This is a genomic window from Flavitalea antarctica, assembly GCF_054461535.1.
Genome location: NZ_JBTLQG010000002.1, coordinates 338,332 through 362,504, shown reverse-complemented (window position 1 = coordinate 362,504; position 24,173 = coordinate 338,332). Strand labels below are relative to the sequence as shown.

22 protein-coding genes are annotated in these 24,173 nt (G+C 44.9%); 11 read left to right on the top strand and 11 right to left on the bottom strand.

Annotation, left to right across the window (positions count from 1 at the left end; all coding sequences use genetic code 11):
* Window positions 1–41 precede the first annotated feature (41 nt).
* A complete protein-coding gene (locus ACX0G7_RS03935) occupies window positions 42–752 on the top strand; it encodes a DUF421 domain-containing protein (protein WP_458922121.1) in 711 nt (236 codons plus the stop codon).
* Window positions 753–815: 63 nt separating this feature from the next.
* Here the strand turns inward: ACX0G7_RS03935 and ACX0G7_RS03930 are convergent, their stop codons facing one another.
* Window positions 816–1,904: an App1 family protein gene (locus tag ACX0G7_RS03930; protein WP_458922120.1), complete on the bottom strand. Its 1,089-nt coding sequence runs from the start codon at window positions 1,902–1,904 to the stop codon at window positions 816–818.
* 69 nt (window positions 1,905–1,973) lie between these two features.
* Here ACX0G7_RS03930 and ACX0G7_RS03925 point away from each other — a divergent pair, with 69 nt between their 5' ends.
* Window positions 1,974–2,834, top strand: a complete 861-nt coding sequence (locus ACX0G7_RS03925) for a diacylglycerol/lipid kinase family protein (protein ID WP_458922119.1) — start codon at window positions 1,974–1,976, stop codon at window positions 2,832–2,834.
* 4 nt (window positions 2,835–2,838) lie between these two features.
* Here the strand turns inward: ACX0G7_RS03925 and ACX0G7_RS03920 are convergent, their stop codons facing one another.
* Window positions 2,839–3,846, bottom strand: coding sequence for a YihY/virulence factor BrkB family protein (locus tag ACX0G7_RS03920; protein WP_458922118.1), 1,008 nt, complete (start codon window positions 3,844–3,846; stop codon window positions 2,839–2,841).
* Window positions 3,847–3,913: 67 nt separating this feature from the next.
* On the opposite strand from ACX0G7_RS03920, the gene ACX0G7_RS03915 reads away from it, so the two are divergent.
* The 4 genes from ACX0G7_RS03915 (at window position 3,914) to ACX0G7_RS03900 (ending at window position 12,043) form a co-directional block, all read left to right on the top strand.
* On the top strand, window positions 3,914–5,212 hold the full coding sequence (locus ACX0G7_RS03915; RefSeq protein WP_458922117.1) for a dicarboxylate/amino acid:cation symporter: 1,299 nt from the start codon (window positions 3,914–3,916) through the stop codon (window positions 5,210–5,212).
* Window positions 5,213–5,332: 120 nt separating this feature from the next.
* The gene (locus tag ACX0G7_RS03910) at window positions 5,333–6,730 is read left to right on the top strand and encodes a deoxyguanosinetriphosphate triphosphohydrolase (protein WP_458922116.1); all 1,398 of its coding nucleotides are present in this window, start codon (window positions 5,333–5,335) and stop codon (window positions 6,728–6,730) included.
* A gap of 59 nt (window positions 6,731–6,789) precedes the next feature.
* Entirely contained in the window at window positions 6,790–9,450 is a 2,661-nt protein-coding gene (locus ACX0G7_RS03905; RefSeq protein WP_458922115.1) for an MGH1-like glycoside hydrolase domain-containing protein, read from the top strand.
* Window positions 9,451–9,547: 97 nt separating this feature from the next.
* Window positions 9,548–12,043, top strand: coding sequence for an outer membrane beta-barrel protein (locus ACX0G7_RS03900; RefSeq protein WP_458922114.1), 2,496 nt, complete (start codon window positions 9,548–9,550; stop codon window positions 12,041–12,043).
* 111 nt (window positions 12,044–12,154) lie between these two features.
* Here the strand turns inward: ACX0G7_RS03900 and ACX0G7_RS03895 are convergent, their stop codons facing one another.
* From ACX0G7_RS03895 to ACX0G7_RS03885, 3 genes are read right to left on the bottom strand one after another with little or no spacing between them, the layout of a single operon-like run.
* Window positions 12,155–12,367: a copper chaperone gene (locus tag ACX0G7_RS03895; RefSeq protein ID WP_458922113.1), complete on the bottom strand. Its 213-nt coding sequence runs from the start codon at window positions 12,365–12,367 to the stop codon at window positions 12,155–12,157.
* A 37-nt stretch (window positions 12,368–12,404) separates the two neighbouring features.
* Window positions 12,405–12,746, bottom strand: coding sequence for a hypothetical protein (locus ACX0G7_RS03890; RefSeq protein WP_458922112.1), 342 nt, complete (start codon window positions 12,744–12,746; stop codon window positions 12,405–12,407).
* 52 nt (window positions 12,747–12,798) lie between these two features.
* The gene (locus ACX0G7_RS03885; protein WP_458922111.1) at window positions 12,799–13,347 is read right to left on the bottom strand and encodes an RNA polymerase sigma factor; all 549 of its coding nucleotides are present in this window, start codon (window positions 13,345–13,347) and stop codon (window positions 12,799–12,801) included.
* Between the two features lie 219 nt (window positions 13,348–13,566).
* Here ACX0G7_RS03885 and ACX0G7_RS03880 point away from each other — a divergent pair, with 219 nt between their 5' ends.
* From ACX0G7_RS03880 to ACX0G7_RS03865, 4 genes are all read left to right on the top strand, one after another.
* The gene (locus tag ACX0G7_RS03880) at window positions 13,567–14,175 is read left to right on the top strand and encodes an NAD(P)H-dependent oxidoreductase (RefSeq protein ID WP_458922110.1); all 609 of its coding nucleotides are present in this window, start codon (window positions 13,567–13,569) and stop codon (window positions 14,173–14,175) included.
* 2 nt (window positions 14,176–14,177) lie between these two features.
* Window positions 14,178–16,118, top strand: coding sequence for a monovalent cation:proton antiporter-2 (CPA2) family protein (locus ACX0G7_RS03875; RefSeq protein ID WP_458922109.1), 1,941 nt, complete (start codon window positions 14,178–14,180; stop codon window positions 16,116–16,118).
* A 73-nt stretch (window positions 16,119–16,191) separates the two neighbouring features.
* Window positions 16,192–17,637, top strand: a complete 1,446-nt coding sequence (locus tag ACX0G7_RS03870) for a RapZ C-terminal domain-containing protein (protein ID WP_458922108.1) — start codon at window positions 16,192–16,194, stop codon at window positions 17,635–17,637.
* 18 nt (window positions 17,638–17,655) lie between these two features.
* On the top strand, window positions 17,656–18,561 hold the full coding sequence (locus ACX0G7_RS03865; RefSeq protein ID WP_458922107.1) for a lysophospholipid acyltransferase family protein: 906 nt from the start codon (window positions 17,656–17,658) through the stop codon (window positions 18,559–18,561).
* A 59-nt stretch (window positions 18,562–18,620) separates the two neighbouring features.
* Here ACX0G7_RS03865 and ACX0G7_RS03860 read toward each other — a convergent pair whose 3' ends face one another.
* The 5 genes from ACX0G7_RS03860 to ACX0G7_RS03840 form a co-directional block, all read right to left on the bottom strand.
* Entirely contained in the window at window positions 18,621–18,869 is a 249-nt protein-coding gene (locus tag ACX0G7_RS03860; RefSeq protein ID WP_458922106.1) for a hypothetical protein, read from the bottom strand.
* A 127-nt stretch (window positions 18,870–18,996) separates the two neighbouring features.
* Entirely contained in the window at window positions 18,997–20,403 is a 1,407-nt protein-coding gene (locus ACX0G7_RS03855) for an MBL fold metallo-hydrolase (RefSeq protein ID WP_458922105.1), read from the bottom strand.
* A gap of 106 nt (window positions 20,404–20,509) precedes the next feature.
* Window positions 20,510–20,863, bottom strand: a complete 354-nt coding sequence (locus ACX0G7_RS03850) for an ArsR/SmtB family transcription factor (RefSeq protein WP_458922104.1) — start codon at window positions 20,861–20,863, stop codon at window positions 20,510–20,512.
* Window positions 20,864–20,981: 118 nt separating this feature from the next.
* A complete protein-coding gene (gene tsaB, locus ACX0G7_RS03845; protein ID WP_458922103.1) occupies window positions 20,982–21,686 on the bottom strand; it encodes a tRNA (adenosine(37)-N6)-threonylcarbamoyltransferase complex dimerization subunit type 1 TsaB in 705 nt (234 codons plus the stop codon).
* 1 nt (window position 21,687) lies between these two features.
* Window positions 21,688–22,383 carry a 3-hydroxyacyl-CoA dehydrogenase family protein gene (locus tag ACX0G7_RS03840; RefSeq protein WP_458922102.1) on the bottom strand — a complete coding sequence of 232 codons (696 nt, stop codon included), beginning with the start codon at window positions 22,381–22,383 and terminating at the stop codon, window positions 21,688–21,690.
* Window positions 22,384–22,488: 105 nt separating this feature from the next.
* Between ACX0G7_RS03840 and ACX0G7_RS03835 the strand changes: the two genes are divergently transcribed.
* A complete protein-coding gene (locus tag ACX0G7_RS03835) occupies window positions 22,489–22,869 on the top strand; it encodes a Rid family detoxifying hydrolase (RefSeq protein ID WP_458922101.1) in 381 nt (126 codons plus the stop codon).
* Here ACX0G7_RS03835 and kbl read toward each other — a convergent pair.
* Window positions 22,853–24,064: a glycine C-acetyltransferase gene (gene kbl / locus ACX0G7_RS03830; RefSeq protein WP_458922100.1), complete on the bottom strand. Its 1,212-nt coding sequence runs from the start codon at window positions 24,062–24,064 to the stop codon at window positions 22,853–22,855. The genes ACX0G7_RS03835 and kbl overlap by 17 nt on opposite strands.
* Window positions 24,065–24,173 lie beyond the last annotated feature (109 nt).

Genomic DNA, 24,173 nt, shown 5'->3' with positions numbered 1-24,173 from the left:
CAAGTTGTAATTTCATACAAAACGCTAAACAATACCCGCAGATGTATATTTTACAAGCCAATGATTTTGACTGGCAGAAGTTTCTTATGGGTGAGGAAGAGTGGATTTTTATTGGCGAAGTGATATTCCGGTCCGTCATCATGTTTATAGTGGCTTTGTCTGCATTGCGTATCCTCGGGAAACGGGGAGTAAGACAGATCTCGATTTTTGAGCTGGTCGTTATTATCACACTTGGTTCGGCCGCGGGCGATCCTATGTTTTATAAAGATGTTGGCATCTTGCCAGCCCTCGGGGTATTCCTCGTAATTGTATCCTTATATTATTTTGTAACCTACCTGGTTGGCAAGAGCAAAAAGTTTGAAAGACTGATTGAAGGAAAACCGGTTTGCCTGATCCAGGATGGGCGGTTCTCCATTGAAAATTTCAAAAAAGAGGCCCTGGCACAGGACGAATTTTTTGCCGAATTGCGGGTCAAGGGCACTTCGCAGCTGGGGCAGATTGAACAGGCAATCATCGAAACGAATGGCGATATAAGCATCTTTTTTTATCCTGACGATGAGGTTAAACCGGGCCTTCCAATACTGCCGGGACAGTTTCCGGATGAGGAGGTGAAGATTGACTCTGCCGGTATGTATTCTTGTACATTTTGCGGGAACACGGAAATCGTAGAAGCCGCAGCCTCTGCATTAGTCTGCAAAAAATGTAAGAAAGATAAATGGGTGAAAGCGAGCTCCAGGAAACGTATCAAGTGAGCTGACACCGGTACTACGCAACAGGATAGTCTGCGGGAGGACTTAAGATGCGCAATGGGATAATCAATTCGTCGCCAAACCAGATTCATGACCTGGCGCTGCTTCTATGCCCTGTTTTTGTTCAGCTGTTGGCTTTGATATAACTTGTTCGCCATCACCCAGGCCTATCGAAATTGAATGCTCAATGGCCTCTTTACTGTGTTTAAAAAAGCAGAATGGAATACCGGCCGCACTGAGGCTACTTTCAAGAGCTGAAACGCTAAGCTTATTATTTGTAGAAACGTTCCGGATATATACCGCAAATACCTGGTCAGGATGATGCTCAACAATGGAGCGGTAAATCTCCGGATCTTTTTGTGAATTGTCTCCCAGTAGAACAAACCGCTGTTTTGCAAAAGCGTGCATGATCCTGACTATCCGCCCAAACTTTCCTTCATGTTTGGTTTTACCTGTTTTTACCAGCTGGTACCAGCGCTTCATCTGGCTCAACAGAAAAATGCCCTGAGGTATTTTCTGGATCCGTAAAAACTCATTGAGGTAATCATACAGATTCCACTCACTGCTTGAAACATAAAAGAGCGGGTTAGGCGTTTCGTCTTCGGTTCGGGCGCGTTCAAGTAAATGATAATGTTCTCTTACACCTTCAAAGGCACGACGACTCCTGGCATCGTTGCTGAATAAGGTCCATAGTCTTTTAAAAATGGTTGATGAGTGAGAAACCAGGAAAGTATCATCTATATCAGAAACAATGGCTAATTGTGTTATATGGGGAACGAAAAACTGACCTTTTGCTGATGCCAACACTTTCCCATCAGAACCTGTATAATCAACCTGCACCTCATGAAATCCAGCGGGAACACTGGTTTCAGACGCCCATTCAAATTTAAAATAACCATCGGATTCCGTAGTGGCATGGATTTGCTGGTTGTTCCACCTGAGCCGGACAGGCGCCCCGGGGATCGGCTTCACAAAAAATAATTTAAAGAGCTGAAATATGTTCCTTAGTATACTTTTATGATAGGTTGTCGGGCCGGAGCTTAACTTAAGGAGATGTCCGGTCACGTGCAGATTTTGCTGGTGACCGTATCCCTTGTAGATTTTCACGGTAACTTCCGTATTAATTCCAAGTCTTTTCAGGAACTTCTTATACATATTTATCCGATTGGCATAACATTTTAATCAAACAAGATCGTGCCACAAAAAACTTGAAAACTATTATTCATGAAGATTCTATTTATTGTTAACCCCGGATCCGGTGCCGGTCAGAAAGACTGGGAACAGATCATTAAAGATTTCTTCAAAGATCGTACTGAACAAATAGAATTCTTCAGGCTTGAGAAAGAGGCAAACAATAAAGAGTTGCTGCACAAATCGATTGAGCAATTCACCCCTGACCGCGTCGTCGCAGCCGGGGGAGATGGCACAGTGAAAATGGCTGCAGAGGTAGTGATGGGAACAGACATCCCTTTAGGAATAATTCCTGCCGGCTCAGCAAATGGCATGGCCAAAGAACTAGGTATACCTTTAGATCCGGCAGGCGCCCTAGAACTCAGTATTACCGGCGAACCGAAACCGCTCGACCTTATTTTTATTAATGACGAATACTGTATCCATCTCAGTGACATCGGACTCAACGCGGAGATGCTGGAGCATTTCGAACAGTTTGATACCCGTGGATTTTTCGGCTATGCAAGGGCCCTGGTTAAGATGCTGGGCAGGCACCAGTTCATGAGAATAAATTTGCAGGCCAACAACAGGGTTTACAAGAGAAAAGTGGTAATGGCCGTGATCGCAAATGCATCCAAATACGGAACGGGAGCTGTAATAAATCCTTCCGGAGATCCCTCTGATGGTGAGTTCGAAGTGGTAATGGTAAGAAGGCTTGGTCTCCTTGAACTATTAAAAATGATTGTTACCGGCAAACCGCTTCCCAAAAGTAAAACCGAGGTGATCAAATGCAAAAGGATGAAACTAACCTCTTCCAGGCCTTATCCTTTCCAGGTAGACGGAGAGTCGCGGCAAAAACAAAAAGAGATAAATGCGGTCATTGAGCCAGGTGCCCTTAAAGTAATCAGGGCATGATGGATCAGCCCTTTTCCTTGTTCTCTCTTTCCTGCGCTTCGGCTTTTGCTACTTTCTTCTCTTCTTTCACTTCCTTTGTTGCCTGTTGTACTGAAGTGCCGTTCTCAGCCTCCACTTCCACTGTTTTGGTAACAACCGCATAGTGATCAGGGTGTATGGCAGATCCATATCTTAATGCATAGAACTTGGTGAATTCCGCACCAAAATACAGGATGGCAGCTGAATAGTAAACCCACAACAACAGAACTACCAGCGAACCGGCTGTGCCATAAGTACTGCCAATGTTGCTCTGGCTGATATAAAACGAAATTCCAAACTTGCCCAGCATAAATAAAATCGCAGTAGCTATGGATCCTGCGATCACATCCCTCCATTTAATCAGCGCATCGGGCAACACCTTAAAAATAGCAGCAAACAAAATCGTGATTACACTGAAAGTGATCACCAGGTTCAGAATATAAAACAGCACTACCGTTACATCCGGGAAAATTGCCTGCAGTTTTTTGTTCAGGGCTTCGAGGATCGCCGAGACGCCCAGGGAAACAAGTAACAAGAAACCCAGTCCGATAATTACTGAGAACGAAAGGAGCCGGTTCTTGAGCATTTTCAGCCACCCTTTCTTGGGCTTTGGCTTCAGACCCCAGATCATGTTTATTGAATCCTGTATTTCTGCAAATACCGTGGTTGCTCCTATTATCAACGTAATGATACCAATAACGAGAGAAATGGAACTTTTGCCTTCCAGGGACGCATTGGTTATGATCTGCTGCAACTGGAGGGCTGTGTCTGGACCCACAAAACCCTGGATCTGGCTATAAATGGAATCTTCAGTGTTAGCCCTGCCAAAAAACAGGCTACATACAAAAATGATCACTATCAGCAGGGGTGCCATGGAGAACAATGTGTAATAAGCAAGGGCTCCGCTTAACTTCAGCACCTTATCATCTGAAAACCCGGTGAAGGAGTCCTTCATCACTTTCCACAGACCTTTGAACGTTAATTTCTTTCTCATCCCGTTTTTCTCCACCCTTGCAAAAAATTGACCAGCAGCAATTGGGCTTGCCTGTAAATATTCGGGATTGAAGACAGAATTGGAGACAGTTTATATATCTTCATCGTTCAACACTATGCGTATATCTTCTTTAGTCCGAAACCTGTACTTCCAGGTCATAGTCGCCATTGTTACCGGTATATTGCTGGGACACTTTTTTCCGGGGATCGCAGTGACGCTCAAACCTCTCGGGGATGGTTTTATCAAGTTGGTGAAAATGATGATCGTGCCGGTGGTTTTTTGTACGATCGTTTCAGGGATTGCAGGAATGGAGAACATGAAAAAGGTGGGTCGTGTCGGGCTGAAGGCAATCTTATACTTCGAAGTGCTGACAACCTTCGCACTGATCACCGGCCTGGTAATAGTAAACCTGGTAAAGCCCGGGAAAGGTATGCATGTAGACGTCAACTCCCTTAACACCTCAGGCATCAGTGCGTATACCGCCCAGGCCAAACAACCTGCAAACACCGTGGATTTTATCCTGCATATCATCCCCGATACCATCATGGGCGCCTTTGCAAACGGCGAGTTGCTGCAGGTACTCTTGTTTTCAATACTCCTGGGTTATGGCCTCACCCGGATCGGATCCAAAGGGGTACCGGTAACCAACTTTATAGAATCATTCTCAAAGGCCATATTTGCTATCATCCATATGATAATGAAGCTGGCACCTATCGGTGCACTCGGGGCCATGTCGTTTACAATAGGGAAATATGGTCTTGGCACCTTACTATCCCTTGGGAAATTAATGGCTGTCTTTTATAGCACATGCCTGTTCTTTATCATCGTTGTGCTGGGGGGTGTCTTAAGATTCTATGGGTTCAGCATATTTAAACTACTTGCTTATCTTAAGGAGGAACTCCTTATCGTCCTGGGTACATCATCTTCAGAATCTGCATTGCCTAAACTCATGGAAAAGCTGGAAAAAGCCGGTTGCTCAAAACCGGTAGTCGGCCTGGTTGTTCCGACAGGATATTCGTTCAACCTCGATGGAACATCCATTTACCTAACCATGGCTGCAGTATTCATCGCGCAGGCCACTGATACCCCATTGACTTTTGGCAACCAGCTGACTTTGCTTGCGGTTTTACTGATCAGCTCAAAGGGAGCAGCGGGTGTTACAGGCAGCGGATTTATAACGCTGGCAGCAACCCTGCCGTTGGTTGGAAACGTGCCGGTGGCGGGTGTAGCGCTTATCCTGGGGATCGACAGGTTTATGAGCGAAGCGCGCGCGCTTACCAATATCATCGGGAACGCAGTTGCGACGATCGTTGTGTCGGGCTGGGAAAACGAAATAGACCGAGAAGAAGCCAAAAAATATATATAGATCCTGAAAAGGAAATGATCTTCCGTGTACTAATTTCTACAGAAAGTAAGGTGGAAGAGGGTTATAAACCAAGAGTGCGGTATGCGTTGAAGCACTGTGGTCTGCGTAAATAATTGTAATTTGCCGCACACCATGGAATGGGAAAAGCTTTACAGCGCCAGACGATCAGGCTCAGAAAACAGGACAGGAAATTCACCAGAGACTATCAGGAATTCATTTCTTCGGGATTACGATAGAATCATATTTTCATCTGCATTCAGACGACTACAAAACAAGACACAGGTATTCCCTTTGCCAGGACCCGTTTTTGTGCATAACAGGCTGACGCATAGCCTGGAGGTTGCATCAGTGGGACGTTCCATAGGAAAGGCGGTAGGAGATGCCATAGCTGAAAAATTTCCCGGGCGGGGTGAAGAATTCAAAGAGTTTTATAAGTACGAACTTCCTTCTGTAATTGCCGCGGCCTGCCTGGCTCACGATATCGGAAATCCGCCTTTTGGTCATTCCGGTGAAGATGCCATCCGCGTTTTTTTCCGGAATATGGAGGGTGAAAACAGGAAGAGATTTAATGAGCAGCTTTCTGAAAACCAACAACGCGATCTGCTGTTTTTTGAAGGGAACGCAAATGCATTCCGTACATTAACACATCACTTCAACGAAAATATTGCCGGGGGATTCAGACTTACATACGCCACCCTTGCTTCAATAATAAAATATCCTTCGGATTCTCTGAACGGCTTTAATAAGAGCCAGCTGGTAACGAAGAAATCAGGTTTTTTTGACACAGAAATCGACACCTATAAGAGCATCGCCCAAACACTGGGAATTCCGCAACCTGATCCATCAAAAAATATTTTCGCGCGACATCCGTTTGTATTCCTGGTTGAGGCCGCGGACGATATCTGTTACCGGATCATAGATTTTGAAGATGCGCACCGGTTAAATATTATTTCCAAGGAAACCATCAGGGACCTGTTCCTTTCCTTTTTCGATCTCGAACAAGGTTACGATTCGCGTGAGCGCGTCGAAGCAACATTTAACGCGATCACAGATGATAATCAAAAGGTTCAGTTCCTGCGGGCGAAACTAATCGGGTTTCTCATTTTCAGATTGCGTGATGTTTTTATGGATAAGGAGGAAGAACTTCTTAATGGAACACTTACGAAATCGCTTATCGACTACTTACCTGAACGTGAAAAAGCACTTATAAAAACCATTGATGATTATTCTGTGGAGCATATATACAACCATAGATCTGTAGTAGAAATTGAGATCGCAGGCTATAATGTGATCGGGGGTCTCCTTGAAGAGTTTGTAAGAGCCGTTCTGAACCCGGGTTCCTCGAAGTCAGAAAAGTTACTGCAGCTTATCTCAAAACAATTTATCATTACCGGCAACGAAAAATTTCTTTATCACGACCTGTTATCGGTCGTTGACTATATTGCCGGTATGACTGACCTCTATGCAGTTGACCTCTACCGCAAAATAACCGGCATGACGTTTCCGCAGATAAGATAGGGGCCATATTCCACATAAATCTTAATTTCACACGGCTTGCCGGAACACAAACCGAATTCATGACAGCAGAACATCAACGTCTCGCGGTAAACGCAGGGAAACAAATACCATTGGAACAGTGGGGGCCCTATCTGAGTGACAGGCAATGGGGCACTGTTAGAGAAGACTACGGGCCGTATGGAGATGCATGGCATTATTTCCCATACGATCATGCGCATTGCCGCGCCTATAGATGGGGTGAAGACGGTCTCGGCGGAATTTCCGATTTTTTTCAGAACCTATGTTTTGCAGTTTCATTATGGAATGGCAAAGACAATATCTTAAAGGAGAGACTTTTTGGGTTAGGTAACAGCCAGGGCAATCATGGTGAAGATGTAAAGGAGCTATATTATTACCTTGATAATCTGCCTTCACATTATTACATGGAATTCCTGTACAAATATCCACAACAGGCCTTTCCATATGACAAGATCATCTCCGAAAATCAGAAGCGTTCAAAACTGGAACCCGAATACGAATTGCTTGATACCGGGGTCTTCGAGAACGACGAATATTTTGATGTCACGATCACCTATGCAAAACAATCATCAACAGACATTTTTATCAGGATCAATATTCTGAACCGTGGGGAGAAAGCCGCTCCTATAACGGTGTTGCCTACACTATGGTTTTACAACCGGTGGAACCAAACTGAAAAGAAACCTGTTATAACGGCCAGGGATAAATTTTCGGTTAAAGCAACCTATAAGAGACTTGGTTCTTATTACCTCTATTTTCAGCCGGCCAAAGATCGTTTGTTTACTGAAAACGAAACCAACACAGAAAAAGTTAGCGGGGTGCCCAATGCATCAATTTTTGTAAAAGACGCATTTCATGATGCAATCATCAAAAAGAAAAATGTAAACGAACTAAGAGCTAAAAAATCGGGGACAAAATTCGCACCGGTTTATGAGTACACTATAGAAGGCGGAAAATCAAAGGATATCTATCTGCGCCTCAGCAACAAATTATCGGATAATCCTTTTGCCACAGGTTTTGAATATATTTTCAACCTGAGGAAGGAAGAGGCAAATACATATTACAATGCGATACTGCCGGCGACAGCAACCGAAGACCTGTATAACATCCAGAGACAGGCACTGGCCGGTATTTTATGGAGCAAGCAATACTATCATTTTGATGTTGAAAGGTGGCTCAGTACGAGTGATGGAATCACACCTGTAAACCCGGGCAAACAAAATGGAAGGAATCACGACTGGAAACATCTGAAGAACCAGGACATCATCGCCATGCCTGATAAATGGGAGTATCCCTGGTACGCAGCATGGGATCTGGCGTTTCACTGCATTCCGCTTGCCATGGTTGATCCTACTTTCGCCAAGCACCAGTTGCTGTTGATCATGCGGGAATGGTATATGAAACCCGACGGACAGTTACCAGCCTATGAATGGAACTTCAGTGATGTTAATCCGCCGGTACAGGCATGGGCGGCCCTGCAGGTTTACATGATAGAAAAAAACAAATCGGGTAAAGGTGATATCAACTTTCTGAAAAGGATCTTTCAAAAGTTACTGATCAATTTTACCTGGTGGGTGAATCGTAAAGATGCAAGTGGTAATAATCTTTTTGAAGGTGGGTTCCTCGGCCTTGACAACATCGGGGTGTTCAACCGGAGTATCCAGTTACCCGGCCAGATTCAGCTTGAGCAAGCCGACGGAACAAGCTGGATGGGTATGTATGCATTAAATATGATGGATATTGCCCTGGAGATCGCAATGGTAGATCGTGCCTTCGAGGATACTGCCACTAAATTTTTTGAACAATTTGTATTGATAGCAGAAGCGCTCAATGAACAGGGGATGTGGAACGAAGATGACAGATTCTTCTATGATACCCTGGCTATTGCCGGTTCACCGCCATTACAACTAAGGATACATTCGATCGTTGGACTCACCACACTTTTTGCGGTTTCTATTATTGAAAAAAAGATGCTTGATAAACTATCTGATTTCAAAAAAAGAATCAGCTGGTTTGAAAACTATCGCCTGAAAAATAATAAATACTGGCCGAACGAAGAACACAGTGATGGCGAACAGATTCTCCTGTCGCTGATCCCACAGCAGCGATTGATTTACCTGCTCGAAAGGCTGCTGAACGAGTCAGAATTCCTCTCCCAGGGCGGTATCAGGGCCCTTTCTAAATATCATGAACTCAACCCGTACTCGGTTAAAATTGATGGCGTTGAGTATACCATCCAGTATGATCCGGGCGACTCCACCTCGAACTTTTTCGGAGGTAACTCAAACTGGCGTGGACCGGTCTGGATGCCCATCAATTTCCTTATTATCCAGTCAATCCGGAAATATGGTGAATTCTACGGGGACAGCCTGCTGGTTGAATGCCCGGTTGGCTCAGGCAATAAGATGAACCTGATGCAGGTAGCTGATGAGCTCACCCAGCGGGTGATCAGCCTTTTCCGGAAAGATCAAAACGGCGACCGCAGGCTTCACGGTGATTACAACTGGTTCTATCGCCGCCCGGGTAACGAACATCTTCTTCTTTTTTACGAGTATTTCCATGGCGATAACGGCAATGGGCTGGGTGCAAGTCATCAAACGGGATGGACGGCAGTCGTTGCTGAACTCATCCAGGAAGCGGAAAATAAACGAAAACCGTCACAGCAACCTGCCCCGGTGATCTCAGAAGGGCTCGAGGATTAGGAATCCGCTCATATAGCTATTTTTCCGCTGATGTTTTTCACGCCTCTTAATTGTAATAACAGGCGGTGCTTTGCAACGTATTGTCAAAACGAGATATATGAAGCGCTGTCAGCTAATGCTAGTCGTATTTCTATTTGGCGTGTCAACTGCATTCACTCAAGTAACCTCCAAACAAACCCCAACCCCGCCGTCCACCCAGGGCCCGGTGCTTAAAGGAATAGTGCTCGATGATCAGTCCAGGCCATTAACCGGAGCTTCGGTTATGATTAAGAAAAAGCCGGATTCTTCTTTAGTGAAGATTTCGGTAAGTGATAAGGAGGGCAACTTCATATTTGAGGGTGTCGACCCCGGTAGCTACTTCCTGCATATATCCTTTGTTGGTTATGCCCCTTTTTATTCCGACCCCATTGAGCTATCCTCAACATTGCAAATGGCGCTTCCCCCGATAAAGCTCGAAAAGAACAGCGGTAACCTTAAAGCAGTTGAAGTTGTTGCAAAAAAGCCCCTGGTGGAAATCAAGGCGGATAAAACCGTCCTTAACGTGGAAGGTAGTATCAATGCAGTCGGCCAGGATGCGCTTGAGTTGCTTCGTAAGTCGCCGGGAGTGATGGTGGATAAAGATGATAACCTTTCCCTTAGTGGCAAAAATGGTGTGCAGGTTTATGTTGATGGCAGACCTACTCCACTTTCCGGATCGGACCTCGCTGCTTATCTCAAAACACTTCAATCTTCCTCAATAGAAGCCATAGAGATCATCACCAGTCCTTCTGCAAAATATGACGCAGCGGGTAACGCCGGAATCATAAATATAAAGTTGAAGAAAAACAAAGCTTATGGCACGAATGGTTCTGTAAATGCAGGATTCAACCAGGGAATTTATCCAAAATATATCGGTGGACTGTCCCTGAATCACCGTAACAAATACATCAATTTTTATGGTAATTACAATTACAATAACTCAAAGAATGAAAGCTGGATGACTATTTACCGGGTGCAGCTTGACACATTATTTGATGGCAGTACAGTCAACCAGTTCAGAAATCAATCCCACAATTTTAAGGCGGGTGTTGACTATTCGATCAATAATAAGAACACGATCGGCGTAATGTTCAACGGCAACTATGCGGACATTAGTTTCACCAACAACTCAAGAACGCCAATTTCCTATGTTCCGACCGGGGAAGTGGTAAAGATACTTGTAGCACAGAATAGTTCCGAAGGTTACAGGAACAGCACAAATTTTAATGTGAATTACCGGTACGCAGATACTACCGGAAAAGAACTTAACGTGGATGGAGATTATGGAGCGTACCGGTTAATGACAGATCAGTTACAGCCCAATGTGTATCTCGATCCTGTGAACGGGAACGTGATATCCACCAAGGTTTACAACATGCTTTCGCCCAGCGATATTAACATCTACAGCGTGAAAGCAGACTATCAGCAAAACCTGGGCAAAGGAAAATTGGGCGTTGGCGGCAAACTTTCATATGTAAACAGCATCAACGACTTTCAGCGTTTTGACGTGTTGAGATCAGTAAAAAAAATGGACACGCTCAGGAGTAATGCTTTTGAATACAAGGAAAATGTAAATGCAGTTTACCTGAATTATGACAAAGCCTATAAAGGCTTTATTGTTCAGATCGGCTTTCGGGTTGAAAACACAAACATCGAGGGTTATTCAACCGGTTTCCGCCAGGATGGAACCGGGTATATGAGGTATGATTCGGTTTTTACCAGACATTATACCGATCTGTTCCCCAGTGCAGGTATTACGTTCAACAAGAAGCCCACCAGCCAGATTGGTATCAGGTACAGCAGGAGGATCGATCGCCCTGCCTACCAGGATCTTAATCCTTTTGAATTTAAGATTGACGAGTACACTTTTCAGAAAGGCAACACAAACCTGAGACCGCAGTACACAAACAGCATTTCGGTTACTCACGCCTATAAGTACAAGTTAAATACGGTATTAACTTACAGTCATGTTAAAGACGTATTTACCTCACTTGTTGATACCGCAGAAAAATCCAAGGCATTTTTGTCTAAGTCGAACCTCGCAACTCAGGACATCATAAGTCTTAATGTGAGTTATCCATTGCAGATAAAATGGTTCTCAGCATTTGTAAATCTCAACTCATATTACACAAAATACCAGGCTGATTTCGGACCGGGCCGCACCGTTGATCTTGATGTGTTCGCCATGAATGTGTATCTTCAAAACACTTTCAATCTTGGAAAGGGCTGGTCCGGTGAACTGACAGGTTACTATAACTCTCCATCAATCTGGCAGGGAACCTTTAAAAGCAAAGAGATGTATGGAGTGGATGCCGGTATACTTAAAACATTATTCAAAGGTAAGGCGACGGCTAAGGTTTCCGTGAGTGACATCTTTAAAACCATGCAATGGGGGGGAACCAGTGAATTCAGCGGTCAGTATATCAATAACAGGGGTGGATGGGAAAGCAGGCAGCTGAGATTAAACTTCACATACCGGTTCGGAAACACCCAGGTGAAAGCTGCACGTCAGCGCAAAACAGGGGCAGAGGAAGAAAACAAGCGGGTTGGTTCGCAATCGACAGGAGTGAATTGATTCAGGATAATGGTGTGGAGCAGTAACCTGATTCATGATAACGGCGTGAAGAAGCGAATCAATTCAGGATAACGGTATGAAGAAGTGAATCAATGATAACGGTGTGGAGGATCATTCAAGTTCCTTGCAATAAAAGCCGATACTGTTAAGCGTTTGCTCAACCACTTTTGGCTCAAGATTGCTGGATTCGATCCTCAGCACTTTATCCCTGTCTTTCAGGTCCACGTTCCAACGTTTGATACCGGGGATCTTTTCAATATGACTCACCGCTTCCGAAATATTCTTCTTGTACCTCAGGTTGGTTTTGAAAACGAGTATATCCATGATGTCGTTAGTTTGTAGTTTTAATTGTACTCATGTTTCAGGACTCACTACCCTCAGTGCTTTTGCTCCAGGGTGCCCGACACCTGTTGCGCAAATCCTGTTTAAAGGCTTCCCGTTGTTCCGGTGTCATGTTCTGGAGTTTTTGATTCATGCGATCTTTCCATTGCTGCCTTTTATGTTTCCAGCCACCGTGGAATCCGCTGAATAATATTTTAGATAAGATCAATAAGCCTAGTGCCTGCCAGAAAGAAATTGGATTAACTCCGGTTATGGCTGCGGGAAGAATCATGTTCCAAAGGCTCATTACAATAAATGAAACCAGCGCAGCAACGCCAGCAACACATAAGACAATCATCACTGCTTTAGTTCCTCTTTTCATACCTGAATACATTTGTAATCATTTTAAATTAATTGGCGCAATAGTTCCTGGTCTACATTTTTAAAAGCTCTTCCCTCATCACCTGCAACCTTGTCCGCAGATGCAGAACTGCATATCGTTTTCTTGATAGCAATGTGTTGATGGGGACACCCGTTCGTTCAGCAATATCTTTGAAAGGAATTCCATCCATTTCATTCATCATAAAAACTGAACGCTGTTCCTCCGGAAGCTCGGCCAGTGCGGCTGTTAATTCTTCCCAGAATAAATTGCGCAGGTAGTCTGTTTCAGGATTTTCGTTTTCTTCGGTAAAAATATCGGTCCAGTCAAAACTCAGCTCACCTTCTTTGTCGGGGTAAATGTCTTCCAGCAGCTCGGGCTTATGTTTTCGTTTGCGATCAATTATTTTATTTCGCGCGACAGTAAACAGCCATGAAGTCACCTGTTCTATTGGCTGGGTATTGCCTATAAACTGGTGAAAAACGTCCTGCAAAATATCTTCAGCATCAGCTTCATTTTTAACTCTCTTGCGGATAAACCCAAGCAGGCGTTTGCTGTAAGCATTGATAGTGTGAGTTATATTCAATTTTTGGGTCGTTGTCATGCCGCTTGGTATCGTCATAGCCACATACATATATGTTGTGGTTGACGATCGATGGAAAAAGATATTTTAAGAGTTGACAAAAATTTCATGGATAAGCTGCCAGGCTACAGCTGGCCGACTCTAATTACATTCAAACCTAATATAAGTTGGCTATCTTTCAGTACCGGCAGTTTTGCTTTCAGGGCGCTGTTAATCCGTAAATTTGCAACTTTATTATATATGGCGAGAATTCTGATTTTATTTGCTCACCCCGCGTTCGAGAAATCGAGGGTTCATAAGGCTATGGTGAAGCAGGTGTTAAGGGTGGACGGCATAACGTTTCACGATCTTTACGAAGCATATCCCGATTATGATATTGATCTGGACAGGGAACAGCAACTTTTATTGGAACACGATGTTATTGTATTCCAGCATCCATTTTACTGGTATAGCTGCCCTGCTATTCTGAAACAGTGGCAGGACCTGGTTCTCGAACATGGATGGGCTTATGGCAGGGGCGGAACCAAATTGACTGGCAAGATACTTTTCAACGCGATAACGGCGGGTGGAAGAGAAGAAGTTTACCAGGAATCAGGCTATAACCGGTTTACGATAAAGCAATTGCTTGCTCCATTTGAACAAACGGCACATCTCTGTAAAATGATTTACCTGCCTCCCTTTGTAATTCATGATACACATCGGATGAGTATGTCTTCCATCGAACAAGATGCCGTCTTATACCGGCAATTGATAGATAATTTAAAAAACGATAAAATCCCGTTCAGGGACCTGGATAAATTGAAATATCTCAACCAAATTGTCCCGGCTCCTGCGGAGCTTAAAAATTAATTATGGATCAAAAAGCTTTTCTGTTCCAGGCCATGGTATACCTGGCTGCGGCCGTAGTAATGGTACCGGTTGCAAAAAAGCTCGGCCTGGGATCTGTACTCGGATACCTCCTGGCTGGCATATTTATCGGACCGGCCTTTCTTGGATTTATCGGGGAGGAAGGACAGGATCTGATGCATTTTGCTGAATTCGGTGTTGTGATGATGTTATTCCTGATCGGTCTTGAACTCGAGCCGGAACTTCTCTGGAAATTGCGTAAGCCGATACTGGGGATGGGCGGACTGCAGGTACTGTTAACGACTGTGGTAGTCATGTTGATAGGGATAGCCCTGGGATTTAAATGGCAACCGTCACTTGCACTGGGTATGATCGTATCACTTTCATCTACGGCAATAGTATTGCAGACCCTTAATGAGAAAGGATTGATGAAGGCGGCAGCGGGTCAAAGCTCGTTCTCTGTACTGCTTTTCCAGGACGTTGCCGTTATTCCCATGCTTGCCCTTTTCCCCTTACTCGCAACCTACGCGCCTCCTTCAGCTGAAGATGCAGCCTCACATGGAACAACACTGGTTGATAACCTGCCAGGTTGGGGACGTGCCCTGGTGGTTTTTGCTGCTGTCGGGCTAATTATAGTGGCCGGCAGATTTCTGATCCGTCCGCTCTTTCGCATCGTAGCAAAAACACGGCTCCGCGAACTTTTTACCGCTTCAGCGCTATTGCTGATCGTTGGCACCACTGTGCTGATGCAACAGGTAGGCTTGAGTCCTGCGCTTGGTACCTTCCTTGCCGGCGTCGTTCTGGCCAACAGCGAATACAAACATGAACTTGAGAGCGATATTGAACCATTTAAGGGATTGCTCCTGGGATTGTTTTTCATCGCTGTGGGTGCTTCAATCGACTTTTCATTAGTGATACGACAGCCGCTCATCATCTTTGGATTAGTTGCCTTACTCATCATTGTGAAAGGATTGGTACTTTACGTGCTGGGAAAAATTTTTAAACTCAGTACCGATCAAAACCTCATATTTTCTTTTGCTCTCAGCCAGGTTGGCGAGTTTGCCTTCGTGTTATTTTCTTACTCGCTGACAGAAGGGATCTTACCTAAGCCAACCATTGACATTATGATTGCTGTTGTAGCAATAAGTATGGGACTTACCCCTCTCCTGATGCTTCTTAATGAAAGATTTGTTCAACCAAGAATTGGCTCCTGTGCCGAGGTGCCTGTTGAAAAATTACCTGATACCATCGACGAGAAAAATCCAGTAATTATTGCCGGCTTTGGAAATTTTGGAAGTACAGTGGGGAGATTCCTGAGAGCGCATAAAATTGGTACAACGATCCTTGAAATTGACTCTGATCGTGTGGACCTGTTAAGAAAGATGGGATTCAACGTGTACTATGGGGATGCTTCCCGACATGATCTACTGGTCTCAGCTGGTGCAGATACCGCTAAACTGATCATCATCACCCTTGATCCACCGGATAAGAGACTGGAGATGATCGAGACCATTAAAAAGCATTTTCCAAACCTGCGTATGCTGGTCAGGGCGCAAAATCGTTTTGACGCCTATGATCTTATGAATGCGGGTATGCTCCACGTATACCGCGAAACCATTGACACTTCGGTTCGGATGGGCGTAGACGTTATGAAGTTGTTGGGATTTCGTGCCTACACGGCCCAGCGTGCTGCCCGCACCTTTCTGAAGATCGATGAGAAAAATCTCAGAAAGCTATCTGCCATCCGGGATCCTGATCAGTATATTCTTGCTGCAAAAGAAAAAATTGAAGAACTCGAGCAAATTATCCAGGCGGAACGTGGGGACCTGGTACTGCAGGAGGACGGAGCCTGGGATGAAGAAAGCCTGATTGCGGAGATGCAGGAAAGCGGCAGCCTCTTTTTAGAACCGGCAGCCTCCCGGACAGGCTCAGAGAGCGGTTCCTGAAATCACAATACCATATCTTTGCCGGCTGCTTCAAAATAAGCAGCATATTTTATTCGTTAACGGTGGCTTACTTATGCAAACTATTATTCAGGACATTAAGGATCTGTTAGCAACGATCAGCGACGACCCGGTTACATCAATTGAAAAGATTCCCCAGTCGGGCAGCGACAGGTTTTATTTCAGGTTGATCACACCTTCACGCACCTATATAGCAACTTTTGGCAAAAATATCAGGGAAAATAACACCTTCCTGTACTTCAGCCGGCATTTCCGGGCGGCAGGTAGCCCGGTTCCGGAAATCCTTGCCGTAAATGAATCCACAACGATTTATCTGCAGGAAGATTTTGGAGATCTATCTCTCCTGAATGTCCTGGAGTCATCGGGCCATGGTGAACAAGCTTATGGATTTTTTCAGAAAAGCCTGAAGAGACTGGCTGAAATGCAAATCAACGGGGATGCAAATCTTGATTACAGCATGTGTATCACCAGTCATGAGTTTGGGAAAAAGGCCATCATCAGTGACTTGCTTTATTTCAAGTACTATTTCCTTGACACACTTGGCATCCCGTATGACAAGGAAAAATTATTGGATGATTTCGAGGCAATGGGTACATATCTGACCTATGTTGATTACAAATATTTCATGTTCCGCGATTTCCAGAGCCGTAATGTGATGGTGAGTGGTGATGAAGTTCATTTTATCGATTACCAGGGAGGCATGAAGGGTGCGCTCCAGTATGACGTTGCTTCGTTGCTCTGGCAGGCCAGGGCAGAATTGTCCACTGAGTGGAAGCTCAGCCTGCTGGATTACTACATGAACTGTGTGGAGGAAATACTTGAAACTACCATCGATCGTCCTCGTTTTGTGAGCCAGTATAATGGCTATGTAATGATCCGGCTGTTACAGGTGCTGGGTGCTTACGGTTTCCGTGGCCTGTTTGAAAGAAAAGCGCAGTTCCTGACCAGTATCCCGCTTGCCCTCCGCAATCTTAAATGGTTCGTGGAAGACAAACGAATAGGAATCGGTCTTCCGGAGTTTGAAAGACTATTGGGACTAATCGTTGAAGATGAAATAATAAGTCGTTTCGAACCGGTGCAGGCCACTGACGAAACCCCGTTGGTTGTGAGAATAAGCAGCTTTTCCTATAAAAACGGGATCCCCCCTGATGCTACTCCGAACGGTGGTGGGTTTGTGTTTGACTGCCGCGGCATCCTGAATCCTGGCAGGCAGCAGGTGTTTAAAACCAAGACGGGGCGCGATAAAGACGTGAAGGACTTTCTTGAGCAACAAACAAAAATGCCCGATTTTCTGAACGGTGTTTTTACCCTCACGGATATAGCGGTAGAAGATTATATCAAACGTGGATTCAGTAATCTCATGATCAGTTTCGGATGCACGGGCGGACAACATAGAAGCGTGTACGCAGCCGATGCCCTGGCAAGGCATCTGCGCAACAAATTCCGGGTCAATATTACTCTTAATCATATGGTCCAGGACCCGAAAAAATGGATCAACTAGGCGGATAACCCTTCAGACATGTATTATCTCATTTACGGACCTATATACCTGCTCTCGCTTCTGCCATTGCGTGCATTATATGTACTGGCAGATTTTGTTTACGTCGTTCTCTACTACCTGGTGGGATACCGGAAAAAGGTGGTTATGAAAAATCTGGAGACTGCCTTCCCGGAAAAAACCCCGGCTGAGCGAACCCGGATCGCAAAGAATTTCTATAAAAACTTTGTTGACACTTTTATAGAAACCATCAAACTACTCTCGGCCAGCAAGGATTTTTTAGCCCGGCATCTTACCATAAAAAACGGGGAGCTGATCCGGTCCCTTCACGAGCAGGGCAAACGTGTGCAGGTGCATCTTGGACATAATTTTAACTGGGAATATGGTAATGCAGCATTCGCCATATTTACGCCTTATCCTTTCCTGGGTGTGTACATGCCGATCAGCAATAAAAACTTCGACCGCATGTTCCGCAAACTCAGGTCAAGGTTTGGTACGATACTCATCCCGGCTACTGACATGCGAAAAGCAATGTTACCTTATAGGAACGAGATTTACTTGTTAGGATTGGTAGCAGACCAGGTGCCGGGCGATGTACAGAGAGCTTATTGGATAGATTTTTTCGGAAAGCCTGCTCCGTTCGCCAGGGGCCCTGAAAGAGGTGCCCGGGCAGGGAACATAACAGTTGTTTTTGCGCAGATCTACAAAACAAAACGCGGACATTATATTACCGAGTTTTCTTTGGGTGTAGATAACCCTACCTCGTTGAAAGAAGGCGAACTAACCAGGAAGTATGTACGTTTCCTGGAAGATGTGATCCGTAAATACCCCGATATGTGGCTATGGAGTCATCGCCGCTGGAAGCGTGATTGGAAAAATGATTACGCCGCCAACTGGATAGGTGACGATGCGCCGCCGGCCGACTAACATCAATTTTCCATCCTCGATTTTCCAACCTCAATTTTCAAACCGGGAGATTTCCATCCTCAATTTTCAAACTGAGAAATTTCCTTTCGAAGGATCCTGATCTGGTTGCAGATTTCGACAATCCGCAGAGGATGATCCAGTATATTCAAAGCCTGGAGTTCCAGCTCTAGCTCAGTAATCCGTCGGGCATAAAGTTCTTTCTGATCGGGATCTGGATCAGACAGGCTTTTAAGTGATTTCGGTTTGGCGGAAACCGGGCCGTGATATAATGGTAAAACCGATTTTAATGTGCGCGTAGTGTACCTCATAGTCTCGATTTCAGTTAGTGAACGGCAATGAGCACGAATGCCACGATTGCCTGAACAAATTAACTGTACACTATCCGGATCGGCTACAGTAGAAATTCTAGAACTTTTAGGTAGTAGTACTTATAACTTAGTTGAGTACGCTTTTGTCTTTTGCAATTTCAATTTTTGTCTGCTTCCTGATCTCTGTCCATCCGCCAACAATATTGCGAAGATTGTGAATTCCCTGTCTCTTGAGCAAAGAGGCCGCAATAACACTGCGATAACCTCCTGCACAATGCACATAAAGGTTATGGTGCTCTTCGATATTTGCCATACTTGCAGGATCACTCATGTCGCTAAGGGGAATATTCATCGCACCGGCAACATGGCCATCAGCAAATTCAGCTTCCCTTCTTACATCGATTACAATGAGGTTATCATCAAAAGGAATATCCATTGCGAGCTCGTCGGCTTCAATATCGATAATCAGGTCAATCTCGTTACCTTCTTTTCTCCAGGCCTCTACCCCACCTTCCAGGTAACCCATCATTTTTGAGAACCCGACGCGTGCGAGACGCACCACAGTTTCTTTTTCCTGGCCTGGATCTGTTACCAGCACCATCGGCTTGTCAAACGGAAGTAAGCCACCGGCCCATTCAGCAAAACGACCCTCTAAACCTATGCTTATTGAACCGGGGACAAAACCCTGGGTGAATTCCTCAGCCTTCCTGGAATCCAGGATGATCACTTCTTCCTGGTTTTTCCATTCCTTAAATTGAGCCACAGTCAGTGGAGTCAGCCCCTGGTTCAAAACGCCTTCAAGACTATCATAACCCTCTTTATTGATCCGGGCGTTTATAGGAAAATATTGTGGAGGAGCAGTCAATCCGGATGATACTGAAGCGATAAACTTCTCACGGGTTTGAGCCTGGAGCGCATAATTTGACAGCTTCTGCTCCCCTATCGTGCTGAAGTTATCGCTGCCGATATTTTTACCGCAACTGCTACCGGCCCCATGAGCGGGATAAACTATTACATCATCTTCGAGTGGGATGATCTTTTTGTTGAGTGAATCATACAACATCCCGGCAAGCTCTTCCTGGCTCAGATTTCCACTACTGAGATCGGGCCGGCCCACATCGCCCACAAAAAGGGTGTCACCGGTAAAGACTGCATGCTGTTTACCAGATTCATCTCTTAATAAATAGCAGGACGATTCCAGGGTATGTCCAGGTGTATGAAGCACCTCGAGCGTCACTTTACCAAGCTGGAATATTTCACCATCTTTTGCAAGGTGAATAGGAAACTCGGTTTCGGTAGCCGGTCCAAAAACGATGGGGGCTCCACTCACTTTGCTCAGGTCAAGGTGACCGCTCACAAAATCTGCATGAAAATGAGTTTCAAAAATGTATTTGATGGTGGAATTTCGCTCCTTTGCCAGCTGCAGGTAGACGTCTATATCTCTCAGGGGATCAATGACCGCCGCTTCTCCTTCACTTTCAATATAATACGCGGCTTCACTTAAACAGTCTGTATATAATTGCTTTATGAACATAGCGCAAAATTAATCAAATAAAAAGTCAAAAGTCAAAGCTGTCGGTCACCGGCGGTTTAGACCGGGGATTTTAACTTTGACTTTTGACTTTTGTTCTTTTAACTAATCAGGCATTTAAATCTTCCACACATTTCATGATGTGGGATACCCGGTCTGTACTGACCGAATAATAAATGAACTTGCCGTCGCGCTCGGTCTTCACAATTCCAGCCCTTCTCAGGATGGCCAGGTGTTGTGATGCTACAGACTGTTCGAGACGCAGCCGGATGTAAATTTCTGTGACCGTTAGCTTTTTGTTTTCGTCGATGAGCTTAACGATCTGCTGACGCAGTTTGTGATTAAGTGCCCTTAAGATCATGGCGCCTTTCTTCAAATTCAGAAAGTCCACTTTCACCGGGCTACCTTCTCCGGTGTCTGCATTCAACACCATCGAATAGTTGGTGGTTGTAGTTACATTCATGAGCACATCAGAGCTTTTTAAGATTAAACGTCTGCTAAGCATTGGCACAGCAGAATCGGCAAATTTAATATGTAAATTCTAAATGCAAACCTCAAACCCTATTAAAACTTATAGTTGCTTAATTTTTTTTATAAGTGTAAACTTCCTTAAGATAATACGGGGGAACATAGGCCAGATCTGCAAAAGCGTTGTTGAGAAAGGATTGGTACGTGAGATATACGAGATTAAAATATTCATAATCCCATTTTAGGAAATGGGCATTTTTATGCCCAATCCGGCCTTTCCATTTTACACTGCCGCTCCCAAAAAAACAAACATCCCCAGTTTGCAGCTGATCCGAATATGCCTCTTCGTCAAGTTTAAGTGCGAGCGGGGTAACTACTTCATTGAGGTCAGTGTCATATACCCCGGTAAACACCTCGTCTCTTCTTGCGTCGATCATCGGGGCATAAAACTGTGGCCTGGAAGAAGCTTCTTCATTGATTTCCAGTTTGTTAGTCTCGACATTAAGTTGCGACCAGGCCATAGCCCTGAGTGTATTTTCAGTGATGAGCGGTACGGACAGTGCATAAGCCAGGCCCTTTGCTGTTGCCATTCCTACCCTGATCCCTGTATAAGAGCCGGGGCCTGCGGTAACGGCGATAGCTTCGAGCTGACCCGGTTCGAGGGAAAATTGTTGAAAAAGTTGCCTGATTCCTTCGTGGATCCATGATGCGTGATCTTTTTGATCCCTGTTTAGCAGCTTCCCGAGTTCAATGCCAGCCTGGCCAATAGACACGTATGCAATCTCGGTTGAGGTATCAATGTTGAGAATGAGTGCCACTTTAAAGCGAATTAGGTTCAATGATGTTGTTCATCCGGCCGGAATCATCCTGAGCTACTACCTCAGTGCCTTCATATTCCCCGATCAGGGTCGGCGCAATCTCGTATCTGCCGGGATTTTGAGACTGCAGTGATCTCAACAATGCCAGTATGTTGCCTGTCCCGATTTTTGCGCACCATTCGAAAGGCCCGTATGGATAGCTGGTTCCCGACTTCATGGCGATATCGATTTCAGCCCTGGTGCTCAAACCTTCGCCCAACGCAAAATACGCTTCGTTAATGATCATGGAAATTATCCTGGGCGTCACCATTCCCGCCACATCAGGCACGCTGATATAGCTCCACCCGAGTTGATCCTGTATAGCGGCAACTGTTGATGACTGACTTTCACTGAATGCAAGTTCAAGAGTCTCTCTTTCTATCATTCCGGGCCAGGAATTGATACGGATGAAACGCTCATCTCCCACGGAATTCAGGCTATCATTTACAGCGCCGATAAAAACCGGCTTTGACAGAAGTGATCTCAACTTTCTTGTCCTTTCTGCGTCCATTTCAAATTTCAGGTCAAAATAACAATCTGCTTCTATCATCAAAAGTGAGCTTACCGAATCTGCCCAGACAAATCCGACCCCTGGTTTTGATTTTCTATTGAGTAATTCCGGTTTTAATTTCTCATCAGCGAGAACTGCAATCAGCATAAGATAAATTTTAAGGATATATCGGCACTACAATTGTTAAGTGGCTCATTTCAATTTCATTATCTATAATTCGCAACTCTTTTGCACTTCTTCTTAAATTTGAAGATGGAAAAGAAAATATTCGAGACCTCACTTGCTCCGGCACCGATCGGACCTTACAGCCAGGCTGTACAGGCCGGGAATTTACTTTTTGTTTCCGGCCAGGTAGCAATAAACCCTGCCTCCGGAAATGTAGAAGCGACAGATATTAAAGGCGAAACGACCCAGGTTATGAAAAATCTTGAAGCCGTGTTGACCGAAGCCGGTTACCAGTTTTCAAATGTTGTAAAAACCACGATTTTTCTGAGTGACATGAGCCTTTTCGTGGCGGTCAACGAGGTTTATGGTAGCTATTTCAGCAGCAATTTCCCTGCCCGTGAAACGGTAGCAGTGAAAGGGTTGCCGAAAAATGTGAATGTTGAGATCAGCGTTATTGCGGCAAAGTAGCCCGCGAATCCTTAAGGACATTCAATTCTTTTCCAACCTTTGTGAAAGCGGCAATGGCGCGGTCCAGCTGATCCTTTTCATGGGCGGCACTTAGTTGGACCCTGATCCTCGCCATGCCTTTCGCAACCACAGGAAAGAAAAATCCGATAACATAAATACCTTCTTCCAGCAATTTCGCAGCGAAGTTTTGCGCGACGACGGCATCATACAACATGATTGGAACAATCGGATGATCGCCAGGCTTTATATCGAAGCCGGCTTCAGTCATGTTTTTGCGGAAGTATTTTGTGTTTTGCTCCAGCTTGTCCCGAAGCTCCGTTGTTTCACTTAACAAATCCAGCACAGCAATTGAGGCACCGACAATGCTTGGAGCAAGGGTATTGGAAAACAGGTAAGGTCTTGAACGCTGGCGAAGTAATTCTATAACTTCTTTCCGGCCGCTGGTGAATCCCCCGGAGGCGCCACCGAGGGCTTTCCCCAGGGTACCGGTTATGATATCGATCTTTCCCATCACCCCCCGATATTCATGGGTTCCGCGACCGGTTTTGCCCAGGAAGCCGCTTGAATGACACTCATCGATCATAATTACTGCATCGTATCGTTCAGCCAGATCAACAATTTTGTCCAACTGGGCGATCGTGCCGTCCATACTGAATGAGCCATCGGTTACGATTACACGGCTTCGGGCTTCCTGGGCCTCTTTCAGACGGGCCTCCAGATCTTCCATATTATTATGTTCATACCGGAATCGCTTTGCCTTACACAGGCGCACCCCATCAATTATCGAGGCATGGTTGAGGGCATCGGAAATGATCGCATCCGGTTCTCCAAACAAAGGCTCAAATACACCCCCGTTGGCATCAAAAGCAGCGGCATATAAAATTGTATCTTCTGTTCCCAGGAAAGAGGAGATCTTTTGTTCCAGCTCTTTATGAATGTCCTGGGTACCACAGATGAACCGTACACTACTCATTCCGTAACCCCGGTAATCAATATATTTTTTTGCAGCCTCGAGCACTTTTGGATGCGACGAGAGACCAAGATAATTGTTTGCACAAAAATTTAAAACCTTCTTACCATTAACAATAACCTCCGCTCCCTGCGGGGATTCTATGATCCTTTCTGTCTTAAATAACCCATTTGACCTGATTTCGTCCAGTTCGGCCGAAATCCTGCTTACAAGATTTTCATTCATAATTACCCATGGTTTGGCACGAAGGTAAAAGATTGTTGGCAGAGGGTTCGGGGCACAAACACAAAAAAGTTTAATGATTGTGTAACATTCCCGCACGAACCTCGTCATA